The following is a 16,764-nucleotide window of genomic DNA, read 5'->3' on the forward strand; positions in this document are numbered from 1 at the left end:
TTCAGTCAACCAGATCCCTGAGCAGCAAACCGAAGGCCAGGTCTACCTGCTCGGGGATCGGTAAATACACTGTGTGTCCATCCCCCGGTGCTACCTCGATTTCGTCACCCTGGCGATTGCGCAACTGATGCAAGTCGAAGTGGTAGTTGCCCTTGGGTGTCATCAGTTCCAGGTGATCACCCACAGCAAAACGGTTCTTCACCCGCACTTCAGCCAGGCCATTGACCCGCTCGCCGCTCAGTTCGCCGACAAACTGCTGGCGTTCGGACACCGAGTTGCCGCGCTGGTAGTTCTGATATTCGTCATGCACGTGCCGGCGCAGGAAACCTTCGGTATAGCCGCGCTGGGCCAGTGACTCGAGGTTGAGCATCAGGTTGCGATCGAACTCACGCCCGGCTGCCGCGTCATCGATGGCCTGGCGATACACCTGGGCAGTGCGCGCGCAGTAGAAGTGCGACTTGGTCCGGCCCTCGATCTTCAGCGAATGCACGCCCATGCGCGTCAGCCGCTCGACATGTTGCACCGCGCGCAGGTCCTTGGCGTTCATGATGTAGGTGCCGTGCTCGTCTTCGAACGCCGGCATGTCTTCGCCCGGGCGGTTGCTTTCCTGCAGCACGAACACCTGCTCGGTCGGCGCGCCGAGGCCCAGGGTCGGCTGCACTTCGCGAACGATTTCACCGGTGACATTCTCGCTGGCCGCGGTGGCTGTGTATTGCCAGCGGCAGGCGTTGGTGCAACTGCCCTGGTTGGCATCGCGGCGGTTCAGATAACCCGACAGCAGGCAGCGACCGGAGTAGGCCATGCACAGCGCGCCGTGGACGAACACTTCCAGTTCCATCTGCGGCACCTGCTGGCGAATCTCCTCGATCTCTTCCAGCGACAGCTCGCGCGACAGGATTACCCGGGTCAGACCCTGGCTGCGCCAGAACTCGACGCTGGCCCAGTTCACCGTGTTGGCCTGCACCGAGAGGTGAATCGGCATCTGCGGGAAGTGCTGGCGCACCAGCATGATCAGCCCCGGGTCGGACATGATCAGTGCATCCGGGGCCATTTCGATCACTGGCGCCAGGTCCTTGAGGAAGGTCTTGAGCTTGGCGTTGTGCGGGGCAATGTTGACCACCACGTAGAAGCGCTTGCCCTGGGACTGGGCTTCCTTGATGCCCAAGGCAAGGTTGGCGTGGTCGAATTCGTTGTTGCGCACACGCAGGCTGTAGCGCGGCTGCCCGGCATACACGGCATCGGCGCCGTAGGCGAAGGCATAGCGCATGTTCTTCAGTGAGCCGGCGGGGGCGAGCAGTTCGGGTTTGGCGAGAAGGGTCATGATCGGGTCGCGGCAAAAGGCGCGGATGCTACGCCGGCTGCAGCTAGTGTTTATTGATCTGCATCAACGGCACTTTTGGCAATGCCCGGCGCACTAATGAATAGAACGCACAAGGAGCGCACATGAACGAAACCGTCATGCAACACAAGGCGTTACTGGCACTGCTGGTGCTGGTGACCATCGCTTTCATCTGGATTCTCCTGCCGTTCTATGGCGCGGTGTTCTGGGCGGTGATCCTCGGTATCGTCTTCGCCCCGCTGCAGCGCCGCCTGCTGGCGCGCCTGGGCTGGCGGCGCAACCTGGCGGCCGGGCTGACCTTGTTCATCTGCCTCGTGATTGCAATTTTACCGGTGATCATCATCAGTACCCTGCTGGTGCAGGAGGGCGCGGCGCTGTACAAGAACATCGAAAGCGGCGAGCTGGACCTGGCCGGCTACATCGAGCGCTTCAAGAACATCCTCCCGGCCTTTGTGCAGAACTTCCTCGAGCGCATGGGCATGGGCGACCTGGCCGGCCTGCGCGATAAAATCACCAAGGGCGCCATGCAAGGCAGCCAGTTCTTCGCCACCCAGGCTTTCAGCTTCGGCCAGGGGACTTTCGATTTTCTGGTGAGCTTCGGCATCATGCTTTACCTGCTGTATTTCTTCCTGCGTGACGGCGCCGAGCTGGTGCGCAAGATCCGCACCGCGGTGCCGCTGGCCGAACAGCAAAAGCGCCGTCTGCAACTGAAGTTCAACCGCGTGGTACGCGCCACGGTCAAGGGCAACCTGCTGGTAGCGGTGACCCAGGGCGCCCTGGGCGGGATCATCTTCTGGATTCTCGACATCCCCAGCGCCTTGGTCTGGGGCGTGCTGATGGCTTTTCTGTCACTGTTGCCGGCAGTGGGTGCAGGGATCGTCTGGGCGCCGGTGGCGGTGTACTTCGTCGCCACCGGCGCCTTCTGGCAAGGCGCGGTGCTGGCCGCCTTCGGCGTGTTCGTCATCGGCCTGGTGGACAACGTGCTGCGCCCGATCCTGGTGGGCAAGGACACCAAGATGCCCGATTACCTGATCCTGGTCTCGACGCTTGGTGGCCTGGCGGTATTCGGCCTCAACGGTTTTGTCATCGGCCCGCTGATCGCCGCGCTGTTCATGTCCAGCTGGGCGATCTTCGTCTCGACCAAACCGCAGGTGCAACTGCCCAGTTAACGGAAGCTGTAGGACACCCCGGTATAGACCCCGAAGCCTTCGCCCGGTGTCGAGCGGGCAATGTCGGTACCGTTGTCGTTGTAGCCGGGGGTGACGGTGGCGGCATAGCGTTTGTTGGTCAGGTTGCGCAGGTCGAGCCAGGCTTGCCAGTCCTGTTTCGGCGAGTTGTAGCCCAGGGTGGCGCCGAGAATGGCATAGGCATCGGTCGGGTAGCTGTTGGCGTAGTCGACCTGGACCTTGGAGGCCATCTGCGTGTTGATCCCTGCAAACAGGCCGCTGGGCAGGTTGAAGCGCAGTTCGGCCTGGTAGTAGTGCATGGGGATGCCCGGCAGGCGGTTGTCGCCGAAGCTGTCGTCGTCGCGGTAGTGGAAGTCGCTGAAGGTGTAGGCCTGGCGCAGGCTCAGCTTGCCGACCCCGGCGCGCTGCCACAGCAGGCTGTCAAGGCCGGCCTCGATGCCCTGGTGCACGGTCGGGCTGGCGTTGAACTCCTTGGCGGGCTGGCCTGGCACGATCTCCACCGCCAGCAGCTCATGGCGTACGTCCGAGTAATACCAGGCCAGGTCCCAGCGGCCGATGGCCGACTCGCCGCGGGCCCCCAGCTCCAGGGTAGTGGCGGTCTGGTTGTGCATTTCAATCGGTTGCGTGTTGCTGGTCGAGCTCCAGATCAGCGACCACGGGTGCGGCGGCTCCACCGAACGGCTGAGGTTGCCATAGACCTGCAACTGCGGGCTGATGTCGTAGCGCAGGCCCAGGCGCGGGGCGTAGTCCCAGTCGCTCTGGCTGACCTTGCCGCCATTGTCGGGGTAGGTCACCGCGCTCTCGCGGCGGGTGTAGATCGCCGCCAGGCCACTGGTCAGCCACAGGTCGGGGATCAGTTCCAGTTCGTTGCCGACATGCAGGACGCTGTCCGAGCCCTGGTAGGTGAAGTCCCGGGTTTTCGCCCCGAATACGCCATTGACCCGCGAGTATTGCGAAGCGCCGCTGTTGGGCAAGTGCTTGGTGGTGCGCCAGCCGACGGTGGTTTTACTTTCGTGGCCGAACAGCGTGTGGTGGCGCTGATAATTCAGGGTGCCGCTGACGTCGGTGTAGGCGACCTTCAGGCGCATCGGACCTTCGCGCAGGTCCATCGGATAATCGTGATAGACCAGGCCTGCTTCGAGCTGCGAATCGTCATCGAGATAGAAGGTGGTCTTGTTGCCCAGCCAGGTGCTGCCCGGCTGCGGACGGCTGTCGTCGCGGCTCAGGTAGGCCGGGTTGGCCCCGCGCGGATCATGCTTGATCTGCTCCTGGGTCAAGCGCCCGGCCAGGTCATTCTCGGTCTCTCGATAACGCAGGTAGAAGCGGGTCTCCAGGTTCGGATTGAAGCGGTAGCCGACATTGGCGGCGATGCCCTTGCTGCTGCCGCTGCTGTGCCGCTGGTAGCCGTCGTATTCCGAGTCGGTCAGCGCCACGTAGTAGTCCAGGTCGCCCAGGACCTGGCCGGAGCTGATCTGGCGTTTGGCATAGCCGCGACTGCCGAGCTCGTAGCGCAGTTGCAGCGGTGCGGCGTCGCGGCCGGTGTGGGTGATGTAGTCGATAGCGCCGCCCAGCGCCAACGCGCCGCGGTCGAAGCCGTTGGCACCGCGCAGCACTTCGGCGCGGCTCAGCCACAGTGGTTCGAACAGTTCATAGGGCGTGCCGCCCGGGCCGGTCAGCGGCAGGCCGTCGAACATCGTGTACACACCCGAGCCGTGAGCGCCGGGGGCGCGGTTGATACCCGAACCCCGGATCGACAGCTTGATGCCGTCGTTGCCAGCCGACTGGGCGAACACCCCGGGCTGGTAGGCGAGCACATCCTGGTTGCTGGCGACCCGGCCTTGCTCCACCCGTTGCATGTCGATCAGGTTGCTGGCGCCAGGCACCTGCTGCAGGCGTTCGCGAGCATCTTGCAACTCGCTCTGCTCCTGTTCCTGGATCAGCACCTGGCCGAGTTCGATGCTATCGCTGGCCTGCACCGACGCGGCACAGGAGATCAGCAAGGCGAGGGAGGAGCGGGGTAGGGTGGGGTGCATCGATGGGGTTCCAGGACTGAGAGCGGGTATCTGACGTCGCAACTATCAGACGAAGCACAGTCACCGATAGGCAGTGGCATCATCGCGGGGCAGCCCATCCAGTGGGAGCGGCGGTGCGGCGACCCGACTTGCCCCGCGATGAGGGTTTCGGCCTGAAAACAAAACACCCCGCCGAAGCGGGGTGTTTATCAGTGCCTGATCGATCAACCGATCAGTTGCAGGCCTGCATGCTGGACCATGTCCAGCAACGGCTGCGGGTACACGCCCAGGACGAAGGCGAGGATGGCGATGGCCAGCAGCATCACGCCGCCGGTGCGCTGTTCCCAGTTCAGCGGGGCGTCGTGACGACGCAGGTTTGGCTCGATCAGGTACAGGGTGACCATCACGCGCAGGTAGTAGAACACGCCGATGGCACTACCGATCACCAGGGCACCGACCAGCCACCACAGCTGCGACTCGACGCCGGTAGCGATGATGTAGAACTTGCCGATGAAGCCTGCGGTCAGCGGGATACCGGCCAGCGACAGCATCATCACGGTCAGCACCGCGGTCAGGTACGGACGGCGCCAGAACAGGCCGCGGTACTCGTACAGGGCGTCGGCGTCACGACCGTTGTATGGCGAGGACATCAGGGTGATGACGCCGAAGGCACCGAGGCTGGTGATCACGTAGGTGACCAGGTACACGCCGATGGCTTCGACCGCCAGGCCCTTGCTCGCCACCAGGGCGATCAGCAGGTAACCGAAGTGGGCGATCGAGGAGTAGCCGAGCAGGCGCTTGAGGTTGCTCTGGGTCAGCGCCAGCAGGTTACCGATCAGGATCGAGGCCACGGCGATCACCGACAGCACGGTGGTCAATACGCCGCTGCTGGCCGCAGGGGAGATCATGAACAGGCGTACGACGACGGCGAACACCGCGACCTTGCTGGCGGTGGCCAGGAAGGCGGCGACCGGTGCCGGAGCACCTTCGTAGACGTCCGGGGTCCACAGGTGGAACGGCACCAGCGACAGTTTGAACGCCAGGCCGACCAGCATCATGCCCAGGCCCAGCTGGGCGATCATGCTTGGCATGCTGGTGGCCGCCAGGGCCTTGCCAATGCCGTCGAAGCTCAGGCTGCCAGCGTCGGCATACAACAGCGCCATGCCGAACAGCAAGAAGGCGGAACCAGCAGCCGAGAGCACCATGTACTTGATGCCGGCTTCCAGCGAACGCTTGTTGAAGAAGGCATAGGCGACCAGGCCATAGACCGGTACCGAGAGCAGCTCAAGGCCGATGAATAGGCCAGCCAGGTGCTGCGCGCTGACCAGTACCAGACCGCCCAGGGCGGACATCAGGATCAGCAGGTACAGCTCTTCGCGGTTGCCCGGGTAGCCTTTGCCGCCATCACCCAGGTAGGCGTGGGCGAGGGTGACGCAAGCCAGGGTGGCAACCAGGATCAGCGCCATGTACAGGCAGGCGAAGTTGTCGATGGTCAGCAGCGGGGTGACTGCCAGGGGCGCAACCTTCAGCGCCGGGATGATCGACAGCAGGGCCAGGTTCAGGCCCACGGTCGACAGCAGGAAGGTTTGCGAGTGGTTGCGCCGCCAGGCGATCGCCAGCATCACCACGACCGTGGTGATGGTGGTGATCAGCAGCGGCGCAAGCGCGATAAAGTGTTGAATCGTCAGGTCCATAGCGCTCTTACCGGGCCGAAGCGAGTTGAGTGAAAGCGGAACCCAGCCACTGCTGTACACCACTCATGGTGGCGGCAGAAGTGTCCAGGAACGGCTGTGGGTAGACGCCCAGCAGGATCAGCAGGCCAGCCAGGCCCAGCACCATGATCAGTTCGCGGGTGTCCATGCCAGCCAGGACTTCATCGGATTTGGCCGGGCCGAAGTAGGCGCGGTGAATCATGATCAGCGAGTACACCGAACCGAACACCAGGCCGGAAGTAGCGATCACGGTGACCCACGGCGAAGCGACGAAGCTGCCGATCAGGATCAGGAATTCGCCAACGAAGTTACCGGTGCCTGGCAGGCCCAGGGAGGCGGCGGCGAAGAACAGGCTGATGGCCGGCAGGTAGGCGATGCGGTGCCACAGGCCGCCCATCTGACGCATGTCACGGGTATGCAGGCGCTCGTACAGCTGGCCGCTGAGAATAAACAGTGCCGCTGCCGACAGGCCGTGAGCCAGCATCTGGATCACCGCGCCTTGCAGGGCCTGCTGGCTGCCGGAGTAGATCCCGATCAGCACGAAGCCCATGTGCGAAACGCTGGAGAAGGCGATCAGACGCTTGATGTCGGTCTGGGCGAAGGCCAGGAAAGCACCGTAGAAAATCCCGATCAGACCCAGGGTCATGGCGATCGGCGCAAACTCGGCCGAAGCGTTCGGGAACAACGGCAGGGCGAAACGCAGCAGGCCGTAGGCCGCAGTCTTCAGCAAGATACCGGCGAGGTCGACGGAACCTGCGGTCGGTGCCTGGGCGTGAGCGTCAGGCAGCCAGGAGTGGAACGGCACAACCGGCAGCTTGACCGCGAAGGCGATGAAGAAGCCGAGCATCAGCAGGTACTCGGTGCCCGCCGGCAGGTCGGCCTTGAGCAACTGGGTGTAATCGAAGGTGATCACACCGGTGTTGCTGTAGTTGACCAGTACCAGACCAAGGATCGCCACCAGCATGATCAGGCCGCTGGCCTGGGTGAAGATGAAGAACTTGGTGGCGGCGTAGATCCGGGTCTTCTTGCCATCCGAGGAGCTGTGACCCCAGAGCGCGATGAGGAAATACATCGGCACCAGCATCATTTCCCAGAAGAAGAAGAACAGGAACAGGTCCAGGGCCAGGAACACACCGACCACGCCGCCCAGGATCCACATCAGGTTGAGGTGGAAGAAGCCGACGTGGCGAGTGATCTCTTTCCACGAGCACAGTACCGAGAGCACACCGAGCAGGCCGGTGAGCAGGATCATCAGCAGCGACAGGCCATCGAGGGCCAGGTGCAGGCTGATGCCGAAGCGTTCGATCCACAGCACTTTGAATTCGAACGCCCACTCGGGCGCGGCGCCCGGTGCAGGGGCCAGGGTGTAGTCCCCGTTGGCCCACAGCCAGAGGCCGATACCAAGCAGCAGGGACATGGTCAGCAGCGCAATCCAGCGCGGCAGGGTGGCGCCGAAGCGCTCACCCAGCCAGCACAGCAGGCCGCCGATGAAGGGGATCAGGATCAGCCAAGGCAAAATCATGACGGGCTCAATTCCTTTCGCAAAGTCGCAAGGTTCATATCAGACCGCAGCCATAACAACGGCACCGAGCACAAGCACGGCACCTACGGCGATCGAAGCGGTGTACCAGCGCAGCTGACCGGTTTCGGTTTTGCTCATGGCGGCATGACCGCCCTTCGCCATACGCGGAATCAGGCCAATGCTGCGGTCAACCGGATCCTTGCGCAGGATGTGGCTGATCAGCAGGTAAGGTTTGACGAACAGCTTGTCGTAGATCCAGTCGAAGCCCCAGGCGGCGAACCACCAGGCCGACAGCACGCGACCGATGCCGCTGTTGGCAATCGCGGTAACCAGGCGACGCTTGCCCAGGAACAGCATCGCCGCCAGCAGGATACCGGCGATGGCGATAGCGCCCGAGGCGATTTCCAGGCTGTGCTTGGCTTCGCCGCCGGCATGGCCGACGCTCTGCGGCAGCACGCCCGCCAGCGGTGGATGAATCCAGGCACCGACGAAGGTCGACAGCACGATCAGCACGCCCAGCGGCAGCCAGTGGGAAATCCCGTGGCCGGCGTGAGCTTCGGTCTTGGCTTCGCCGTGGAAGGCGATGAAGATCAGGCGGAAGGTGTACAGCGAGGTCATGAAGGCACCGACCAGGCCGGCGTACAGCAGACCGTTGTTGCCGCTGGCGAAGGCTTCCCAGAGGATCTCGTCTTTCGAGTAGAAGCCGGCGGTCAGCAGCGGCAGGGCAGCCAGGGCGGCACCACCGACGATGAAGCTGGCGTAGGCCAGTGGCAGTTTCTTCCACAGGCCGCCCATCTTGAAGATGTTCTGCTCGTGGTGGCAGGCAACGATCACCGCACCGGAAGCAAGGAACAGCAGGGCCTTGAAGAAGGCGTGGGTCATCAGGTGGAAGATCGCGCCTTCCCAGGCACCAACGCCCAGGGCCAGGAACATGTAGCCGATCTGGCTCATGGTCGAGTAGGCGAGGATGCGCTTGATGTCGGTCTGCACCAGGGCGGCAAAGCCGGCCAGCACCAGGGTCACGCCGCCGACCACACCGACCAGGTGCAGCACGTCGGGGGCCAGGGCGAACAGGCCGTGGGTACGGGCAATCAGGTAAACGCCCGCGGTCACCATGGTTGCCGCGTGGATCAGTGCCGAAACCGGGGTAGGGCCGGCCATCGCGTCGGCAAGCCAGGTCTGCAGCGGCAGCTGGGCCGATTTACCGACCGCGCCACCGAGCAGCATCAGGGTTGCCAGGACCATCCAGAAATCACCCGCCTGGAATTTCTGCGGGGCCAGCACCAGCAGTTCCTGAACGTTCAGGGAGCCCAGTTGCTGGAACAGGATGAACAGGCCGATGGCCATGAACACGTCGCCGATTCGGGTGACGATGAAGGCTTTGAGTGCGGCGTTACCGTTGTTGCGGTTGCTGTAGTAGAAACCGATCAACAGGTACGAACACAGGCCCACGCCTTCCCAACCGAAGTAGATGAACAGCAGGTTGTCGCCCAGGATCAGGAACAGCATGCTGGCAATGAACAGGTTGGTGTAGGCGAAGAAGCGCGAGTAACCGGCTTCACCGCGCATGTACCAGGAGGCGAACAGGTGGATCAGGAAGCCGACGCCGACCACCACGCCAAGCATGGTCACCGACAGGCCGTCCAGGTACAGGGTGAAGTTCGGCGCAAAGCCGTCCACCGACATCCACTGCCACAGCAGCTGGCTGTACGCGCCGCCTGCAGGCGGGGCGACATTGAACTGCCAGATCACGTAGGCGGCGACGATGGCCGAGAGGCCCACCGAACCGACGCCAACCAGCGCCGACAGGTTCTCGGACCAGCGGCCGCGCGAGAACGACAGCAGCAGGAAGCCGATCAGGGGGAATACGAACGTCAGAAAGAGAAGGTTCATCCGCGCATCTCACTGGCAGCATCGATATCGAGAGTGTGGAAGCGGCGATACAGCTGCAACAGGATCGCCAGGCCGATACTGGCCTCGGCCGCTGCCAGGCTGATCACCAGGATGAACATGATCTGTCCATCCGGTTGCGCCCAGCGGCTGCCGGCGACGATGAAAGCCAGTGCCGAGGCGTTCATCATGATTTCCAGGCTCATCAACACGAAAAGAATATTGCGGCGCACCATCAGGCCGACAAGGCCGAGGCAGAACAGGATGCCGGCGACGGCCAGGCCATGTTCGAGAGGAATTGCTGGCATGTGATTACTCCTTCGCCTCGTTGCGGCCGAGGTGGAAAGCCGTCACCGCTGCGGCGAGCAGCAGCATCGAGGCCAGTTCCACCACCAGCAGGTAAGGGCCGAACAGGCTGATGCCGACGGCCTTGGCGTCAACCGTGGTGTGGCCGATGCCGGCGCCGCTTTCGCTGGCGAACAGCACGTACAGCAGTTCGACCAGCAGCAGTGCGCCAAGCACCACCGGGCCGAGCCAGATGCCCGGCTTGAGCCAGCCGCGTTCCTGGGCGACCGAAGCCGGCCCGAGGTTGAGCATCATCACCACGAAGACGAACAGCACCATGATGGCGCCAGCGTAGGCGATCACTTCCAGGACACCGGCGAACGGAGCGCCGAGGGCGAAGAAGGTCATCGCCACGGAGATCAGCGAAATGATCAGGTAGAGCAGGGCGTGCACGGGGTTGGTGTTGGTGATCACCCGAAGGGTGGACACCACAGCGACACCGGATGCGAAATAGAAAGCGAATTCCATCTTTCTTCCTTAAGGGAGCAAGCTCTTCACGTTGATCGGCTCGGCTTCGTTCTGCGCGGCGCCTTTCGGCTTGCCGGCAACAGCCATACCTGCAACACGGTAGAAGTTGTAGTCAGGGTTCTTGCCGGGGCCGGAGATCAGCAGATCTTCTTTCTCGTACACCAGGTCCTGACGTTTGAACTCGGCCATCTCGAAATCCGGGGTGAGCTGGATCGCGGTGGTCGGGCAGGCTTCCTCGCAGAGGCCGCAGAAAATGCAACGGGAGAAGTTGATGCGGAAGAACTCCGGGTACCAACGACCGTCTTCTGTTTCGGCTTTCTGCAGCGAGATGCAACCGACCGGGCAAGCCACGGCACACAGGTTGCACGCTACACAGCGCTCTTCGCCATCCGGGTCGCGGGTCAGGACGATGCGGCCACGGTAGCGTGGCGGCAGGTAGACCGGCTCTTCGGGGTACTGCAGGGTGTCACGTTTGCGAAAACCGTGAGAGAACACCATCACCAGGCTGCGCAGCTGGGTGCCAGTGCCCTTAACGATGTCGCCAATATATTTGAACATGGGTCAAATCCTCACTGGGCCGCAACAGCTGGCGTGTTGAGCAACACGAGCGCAGCGGTCACCAGCAAATTGATCAGGGTCAGCGGCAGGCAGAACTTCCAGCTGAAGTCCATCACCTGGTCATAGCGCGGGCGCGGAATAGAGGCGCGCAGCAGGATGAACAGCATGATGAAGAACGCGGTCTTCAGGGCGAACCAGACGAACGACAGTTGCGGCAGGATGCCGAACGGGCCGTGCCAGCCACCGAAGAACAGGGTTACCAGCAGCGCCGAGATCAGGATGATGCCGATGTACTCACCGACGAAGAACATGCCCCATTTCATGCCGGCATATTCAATGTGGTAACCGTCGGCCAGTTCCTGTTCCGCTTCCGGCTGGTCGAACGGGTGACGGTGAGTCACGGCGACGCCAGCGATGAAGAAGGTGCAGAAGCCGAAGAACTGCGGAATGATGAACCACAGGTTCTGGGCCTGGTAGTCAACGATATCGCGCATGTTGAACGAGCCGACCTGGGCAACGATGCCCATCAGCGCCAGGCCCATGAACACTTCGTACGACACGGTCTGGGCCGAGGCCCGCAGGCTGCCAAGCAGGGCGTACTTGTTGTTCGACGACCAGCCGGCGAACAGTACCGCGTATACCGAAAGGCCGGCCATGGCGAAGAAGAACAGCAGGCCGATGTTCAGATCCGCAACACCCCAGGTCGGGGTGATCGGGATGATCGCGAAGGCGATCAGCAAGGCGCTCATGGCCACCACCGGCGCCAGGGTGAAGATCACCTTGTCGACGAAGGGCGGGTTCCAGTCTTCCTTGAAGAACATCTTGAGCATGTCGGCAGCGATCTGGAACATGCCGAACGGGCCGACGCGGTTCGGACCGTAGCGGTCCTGCCACCAGCCCAGCAGGCGCCGCTCGACGAAGCTGAGCAGCGCACCGCAGACCACCACGGCCAGCAAGACCACGATGGCCTTGATGACGGTGATGATCACATCGATCACTTCAGGGGTGAACCAGGTCATTGTGCTGCCTCCTGCAGGCCTTCGACGGATGCACCGAAGATGGCTGGCGGAATGCCGGCCAGGCCTTTCGGCAGGGCAACCAGGCCTGCGCCCAGTTCTTCATTGATGCGCAGCGGCAGACGCAGGGTAACGCCGGCGACGTTGAGGCTGAGCAGGGCGCCGTCGTTGACACCCAGGCGGTCGGCTTCGGACTTGGCCAGGGCCACGTAGGCTTCTGGGATGCGCTCTTGCACCGGGGCTGCGCGCGAGGAGTTCTCTTCGCTGCCGAACAGGTGGTAGAACGGCACCGCTTGCCAGGTGCCACGGGCCGGAGCGAAAGCTGCCGGAACGCTGGCGAACCAGTTGAGCTTGTCGCCCTGGGTTTCGATCAGGCGGGTGCCCGGGTCGCCTGCGCGCAGGTGACCACCGACCTCGTCCTGAAACTTGTTCCAGGCTTGCGGCGAGTTCCAGCCCGGCGACCAGGCGAACGGCACTTGCGAGCGCGGTTCGGCCGAACCCGAGTAACCTTCCATGGAGAAGGCGAACGCGGTGTCCTTGTCTTGCGGGGTACGCGGCTCGTGCACGCTGATGTTGGCGCGCATGGCGGTACGGCCGGAGTAGCGCAGCGGCTCACGCGCAAGCTTCATGCCCTTGATGCGGAACGACGCGGACGGTGCGGCGTTGACGATGCCGGACAGTTGCGGCGCGACCGCGGCGCAGGCGCTGGTGACGTGGTCCAGCTGGGTCCAGTCGACCGGCTTGTTGAGCAGGGTGGCACGCAGGGCGTGCATCCAGCGCCAGCCTTCGTGAACCAGGATGCTGCTGTCCAGGTAGGTTGGGTCGAACACCTGGAAGAAGCGCTGGGCGCGGCCTTCCAGGCTGACCAGGGTGCCGTCGCCTTCGGCGAAGGTCGCCGCCGGCAGCACCAGGTGGGCGCGGTCGGTGGTGGCGGTCTTCTGGTGATCGGCAACGATGACCACCTTGGCGGCGGCCAGGGCAGCGTCGACCTTGGCCGCGGCAACGCGGCTGTACAGGTCGTTTTCGAGCACGACAATGGCGTCGGCCTTGCCTTCGATCACCGCATTCAGCGCGGCATCGATCGACTCGCCACCGAGCATGGCCAGGCCGAGGCTGTTGGCCTCGGGCACCACCAGGCTCAGCGAACCGTTCTTCTCGCGCAGTTTCAGGGCCTTGGCGATGTTGGCCGCGGCTTCGATCAGGGCGTTGGAGGCCAGCGAGGTACCGGCAACCACCAGCGGACGGTTGGCGGCCACCAGGGCGTCGGCGATGCGCTTGGCCAGGGCCAGGGCTTCGGCGTCCAGGCCGTCAACGGCTGGCGCGCTCGGGTCGATGGCGTGAGCCACGGCGAAACCGATGCGGGCGAGGTCGTCCGGCGCGGCGTGTACGCACTCTTCGGCGACGTCATCGAGCTTGGTTTCGGCCAGGCTTGCGATAAACAGCGGGTACATGGCGTGCTGGCCGATGTTCTTCACCGCGGCATCGAGCCACGGCTGAACGCGCATGGCATCGGCCATGGCTTCGGCCTTGCCCTTGACCGACTGGCGCAGGGCCAGGGCCACGCGGGCAGCGGTCTGGGTCAGGTCTTCGCCGAGGACGAACACCGCGTCATGGTCTTCCATGTCGCGCAGGGTCGGCACTGGCAGCGGGCTGTCGTTGAGCACTTGCAGGGCCAGGCGTACGCGGGCCAGCTCAGCGGCTTCCATACCCGAGTAGAAGTGCTCGGCGCCGACCAGCTCACGCAGGCCGTAGTTGCTTTCAAGGCTGGCACGCGGCGAACCGATACCGACGATATTGCGCCCGCGCAGCATGTCCGCGGCCTTGTCCAGAGCGGCATCCAGGCTCAGCTTGGTGCCGTCGGCCAGCAGTGGCTGACGTGGACGGTCTTCACGGTTGACGTAGCCATAGCCGAAACGGCCACGGTCGCAGAGGAAGTACTGGTTGACCGAACCGTTGAAGCGGTTTTCGATCCGGCGCAGTTCGCCGTAGCGCTCACCCGGGCTGATGTTGCAACCGCTGGAGCAGCCATGGCAGATGCTCGGGGCGAACTGCATGTCCCATTTGCGGTTGTAGCGCTCGGAGTGGGTCTTGTCGGTGAACACACCGGTCGGGCAGACCTCGGTGAGGTTGCCGGAGAACTCGCTCTCGAGGGTGCCATCTTCAACGCGACCGAAGTAGACGTTGTCGTGGGCACCGAATACGCCCAGGTCGGTACCGCCGGCGTAGTCCTTGTAGTAACGCACGCAACGGTAGCAGGCGATGCAGCGGTTCATCTCGTGGGCGATGAACGGGCCGAGCTCCTGGTTCTGGTGGGTACGCTTGGTGAAACGGTAGCGGCGCTCGTTGTGGCCGGTCATTACCGTCATGTCTTGCAGGTGGCAGTGACCGCCTTCCTCACAGACCGGGCAGTCGTGCGGGTGGTTGGTCATCAGCCATTCGACGACGCTGGCACGGAATACCTTGGCTTCTTCGTCTTCGATGGAAATCCAGCTGCCATCGGTGGCAGGGGTCATGCAGGACATGACGATGCGACCACGGGTGTCGTTCTCGTCGGTGTACTGCTTGACCGCGCACTGCCGGCAGGCACCGACGCTACCGAGCGCCGGGTGCCAGCAGAAATAGGGGATGTCGAGGCCGAGCGACAGACACGCCTGTAACAGGTTGTCTGCGCCGTTGACTTCGAGCTCTTTGCCGTCTACGTGGATAGTGGCCATGGTTCAAAGTTCTTCGTTGGCCCGCGTCTGCGGGCGTGGCTAATGGAAATCTGTGTGCCTGCAGCCCGCGACAGGTGTCCCCGGGCGAGCTGGGCAGGCAGCGGGCGGCACGGACCGCCCGCGTTGTTATTCGTTATGCGCCGACGACGATCGGCTTCGCCAGGTCCGGGCGCAGGCCGGCAGCGGCAGCAGCCGGTGCCTGGGCGGCAATGCCAGCCTCGAACTCAGGGCGGAAGTACTTGATCGCGCTACCCAGCGGCTCAACGGCGCCCGGTGCGTGGGCACAGAAGGTCTTGCCTGGGCCGAGGAAACCGACCAGACCCAGCAGGGTCTCGATGTCGCCCTGCTGGCCCTGGCCTTTCTCGAGGGCGCGCAGGAGCTTGACGCTCCACGGCAGGCCGTCGCGGCACGGGGTGCAGAAGCCACAGGATTCACGGGCGAAGAACTCTTCCATGTTGCGCAGCAGCGAGACCATGTTGACGCTGTCGTCCACGGCCATGGCCAGGCCGGTACCCATGCGGGTGCCGACCTTGGCAATACCACCGGCGTACATTTGCGCATCCAGGTGCTCGGGCAGCAGGAAACCGGTACCGGCGCCGCCTGGCTGCCAGCACTTGAGCTTGAAGCCATCGCGCATGCCGCCGGCGTAGTCTTCGAACAGCTCGCGGGCCGGGACGCCGAACGGCAGCTCCCACAGGCCCGGGTTCTTGACCTTGCCGGAGAATCCCATCAGCTTGGTGCCGTGGTCTTCGCTGCCTTCGCGGGCCAGCGACTTGTACCAGTCGATGCCGTTGCCGACGATGGCGGGCACGTTGCACAGGGTCTCGACGTTGTTCACGCAGGTCGGCTTGCCCCACACGCCAACGGCGGCAGGGAAGGGCGGCTTGGAGCGCGGGTTGGCGCGGCGGCCTTCGAGGGAGTTGATCAGAGCGGTTTCTTCACCGCAGATGTAGCGCCCGGCACCGGTGTGGACGAACAGCTCGAAGTCGAAGCCGCTGCCAAGGATGTTCTTGCCCAAAAGGCCGGCAGCCTTGGCTTCCTCGACCGCACGGGTGAGGTTGCGCGCTGCGGTGGTGTATTCGCCACGCAGGAAGATGTAGCCGCGGTAGGCCTTCAGCGCGCGGGCGCTGATCAGCATGCCTTCGATCAGCAGATGGGGCTGTTGCTCCATCAGCATGCGGTCTTTCCAGGTGTTGGGCTCCATTTCGTCCGCGTTGCACAGCAGGTAGCGGATGTTCATGGATTCGTCTTTGGGCATCAGGCCCCATTTGACGCCGGTGGGGAAGCCCGCACCGCCACGGCCCTTGAGGCCGGAATCTTTTACGGTCTGGACGATATCGTCCTGGGACATTTGCGCCAGGGCCTTGCGGGCGGCGGCGTAGCCGTCCTTGGCCTGGTACTCGTCGAGCCACAGCGGCTCGCCGTCGTCACGCAGGCGCCAGGTCAGCGGATGGGTTTCAGCCGAACGCGCAATGCGGTTGGCCGGGCCGAAGGAAGTGATGGTCATACGTAACCCTCCAGCAGTTTGGAGACGCCAGCAGGCTGCACGTCGCCAAAGGTGTCGTCGTCGATCATCAGCGCCGGGGCCTTGTCGCAGTTACCCAGGCAGCATACCGGCAGCAGGGTGAAGCGCCCGTCTGCGGTGGTCTGGCCGAGGCCAATGCCCAGCTCGCTCTGGATCTGGCTGACCACCGACTCGTGACCGCCGATGTAGCAGACCATGCTGTCGCAGACGCGGATGATGTGCCGGCCAACCGGTTGACGGAAGATCTGGCTATAGAAAGTGGCCACGCCTTCGACGTCGCTGGCAGGAATGCCGAGCACTTCGCCGATGGCGTAGATGGCGCCGTCCGGCACCCAGCCGCGTTCCTTCTGGACGATCTTCAGGGCTTCGATGGACGCCGCGCGCGGGTCCTCGTAGTGATGCATCTCGTGCTCGATGGCCGAGCGCTCGGTTTCGCTCAGGGCGAAACGGTCGGTTTGGATAAGCGTGCTGTTCAT

General features: G+C 63.5%; 13 protein-coding genes. 1 reads left to right on the top strand and 12 read right to left on the bottom strand.

Annotation, left to right across the window (positions count from 1 at the left end):
- Position 1: 1 nt before the first annotated feature.
- Positions 2–1,321 (bottom strand): tRNA 5-hydroxyuridine modification protein YegQ, encoded by a 1,320-nt coding sequence (gene yegQ / locus LOY22_RS09520; protein WP_258597207.1) that lies wholly within the window; start codon positions 1,319–1,321, stop codon positions 2–4.
- 122 nt (positions 1,322–1,443) lie between these two features.
- On the opposite strand from yegQ, the gene LOY22_RS09525 reads away from it, so the two are divergent.
- Positions 1,444–2,508, top strand: a complete 1,065-nt coding sequence (locus LOY22_RS09525; protein WP_093384922.1) for an AI-2E family transporter — start codon at positions 1,444–1,446, stop codon at positions 2,506–2,508.
- On the opposite strand, the gene LOY22_RS09530 is transcribed toward LOY22_RS09525, so the two are convergent.
- The 11 genes from LOY22_RS09530 to nuoE all read right to left on the bottom strand — a co-directional run bounded on the left by LOY22_RS09530 (position 2,505) and on the right by nuoE (position 16,764).
- Complete coding sequence (locus tag LOY22_RS09530) at positions 2,505–4,559, bottom strand: TonB-dependent receptor domain-containing protein (protein ID WP_258597209.1); 2,055 nt, start codon at positions 4,557–4,559, stop codon at positions 2,505–2,507. The genes LOY22_RS09525 and LOY22_RS09530 overlap by 4 nt on opposite strands.
- A gap of 203 nt (positions 4,560–4,762) precedes the next feature.
- Positions 4,763–6,232, bottom strand: coding sequence for an NADH-quinone oxidoreductase subunit NuoN (gene nuoN / locus LOY22_RS09535; protein ID WP_045201388.1), 1,470 nt, complete (start codon positions 6,230–6,232; stop codon positions 4,763–4,765).
- A gap of 7 nt (positions 6,233–6,239) precedes the next feature.
- Positions 6,240–7,772, bottom strand: coding sequence for an NADH-quinone oxidoreductase subunit M (gene nuoM / locus LOY22_RS09540; RefSeq protein WP_045201389.1), 1,533 nt, complete (start codon positions 7,770–7,772; stop codon positions 6,240–6,242).
- A gap of 39 nt (positions 7,773–7,811) precedes the next feature.
- Positions 7,812–9,665 (bottom strand): NADH-quinone oxidoreductase subunit L, encoded by a 1,854-nt coding sequence (gene nuoL / locus LOY22_RS09545; protein ID WP_258597211.1) that lies wholly within the window; start codon positions 9,663–9,665, stop codon positions 7,812–7,814.
- The gene (gene nuoK / locus LOY22_RS09550) at positions 9,662–9,970 is read right to left on the bottom strand and encodes an NADH-quinone oxidoreductase subunit NuoK (protein WP_028944232.1); all 309 of its coding nucleotides are present in this window, start codon (positions 9,968–9,970) and stop codon (positions 9,662–9,664) included. Before nuoK ends, nuoL begins: the two co-directional genes overlap by 4 nt.
- 4 nt (positions 9,971–9,974) lie before the next feature.
- Positions 9,975–10,475: an NADH-quinone oxidoreductase subunit J gene (nuoJ, locus tag LOY22_RS09555; protein ID WP_038996050.1), complete on the bottom strand. Its 501-nt coding sequence runs from the start codon at positions 10,473–10,475 to the stop codon at positions 9,975–9,977.
- Positions 10,476–10,484: 9 nt separating this feature from the next.
- On the bottom strand, positions 10,485–11,033 hold the full coding sequence (gene nuoI / locus LOY22_RS09560) for an NADH-quinone oxidoreductase subunit NuoI (RefSeq protein WP_009400993.1): 549 nt from the start codon (positions 11,031–11,033) through the stop codon (positions 10,485–10,487).
- A gap of 11 nt (positions 11,034–11,044) precedes the next feature.
- Positions 11,045–12,052: an NADH-quinone oxidoreductase subunit NuoH gene (gene nuoH, locus LOY22_RS09565; RefSeq protein WP_038996049.1), complete on the bottom strand. Its 1,008-nt coding sequence runs from the start codon at positions 12,050–12,052 to the stop codon at positions 11,045–11,047.
- Positions 12,049–14,763: an NADH-quinone oxidoreductase subunit NuoG gene (gene nuoG, locus LOY22_RS09570; RefSeq protein WP_258597214.1), complete on the bottom strand. Its 2,715-nt coding sequence runs from the start codon at positions 14,761–14,763 to the stop codon at positions 12,049–12,051. Before nuoG ends, nuoH begins: the two co-directional genes overlap by 4 nt.
- Before the next feature lie 133 nt (positions 14,764–14,896).
- Positions 14,897–16,270, bottom strand: coding sequence for an NADH-quinone oxidoreductase subunit NuoF (nuoF, locus tag LOY22_RS09575; RefSeq protein WP_045201391.1), 1,374 nt, complete (start codon positions 16,268–16,270; stop codon positions 14,897–14,899).
- A complete protein-coding gene (nuoE, locus tag LOY22_RS09580; RefSeq protein ID WP_012313767.1) occupies positions 16,267–16,764 on the bottom strand; it encodes an NADH-quinone oxidoreductase subunit NuoE in 498 nt (165 codons plus the stop codon). Before nuoE ends, nuoF begins: the two co-directional genes overlap by 4 nt.

Source organism: Pseudomonas sp. B21-035 (assembly GCF_024748945.1).
Lineage (GTDB): Bacteria > Pseudomonadota > Gammaproteobacteria > Pseudomonadales > Pseudomonadaceae > Aquipseudomonas.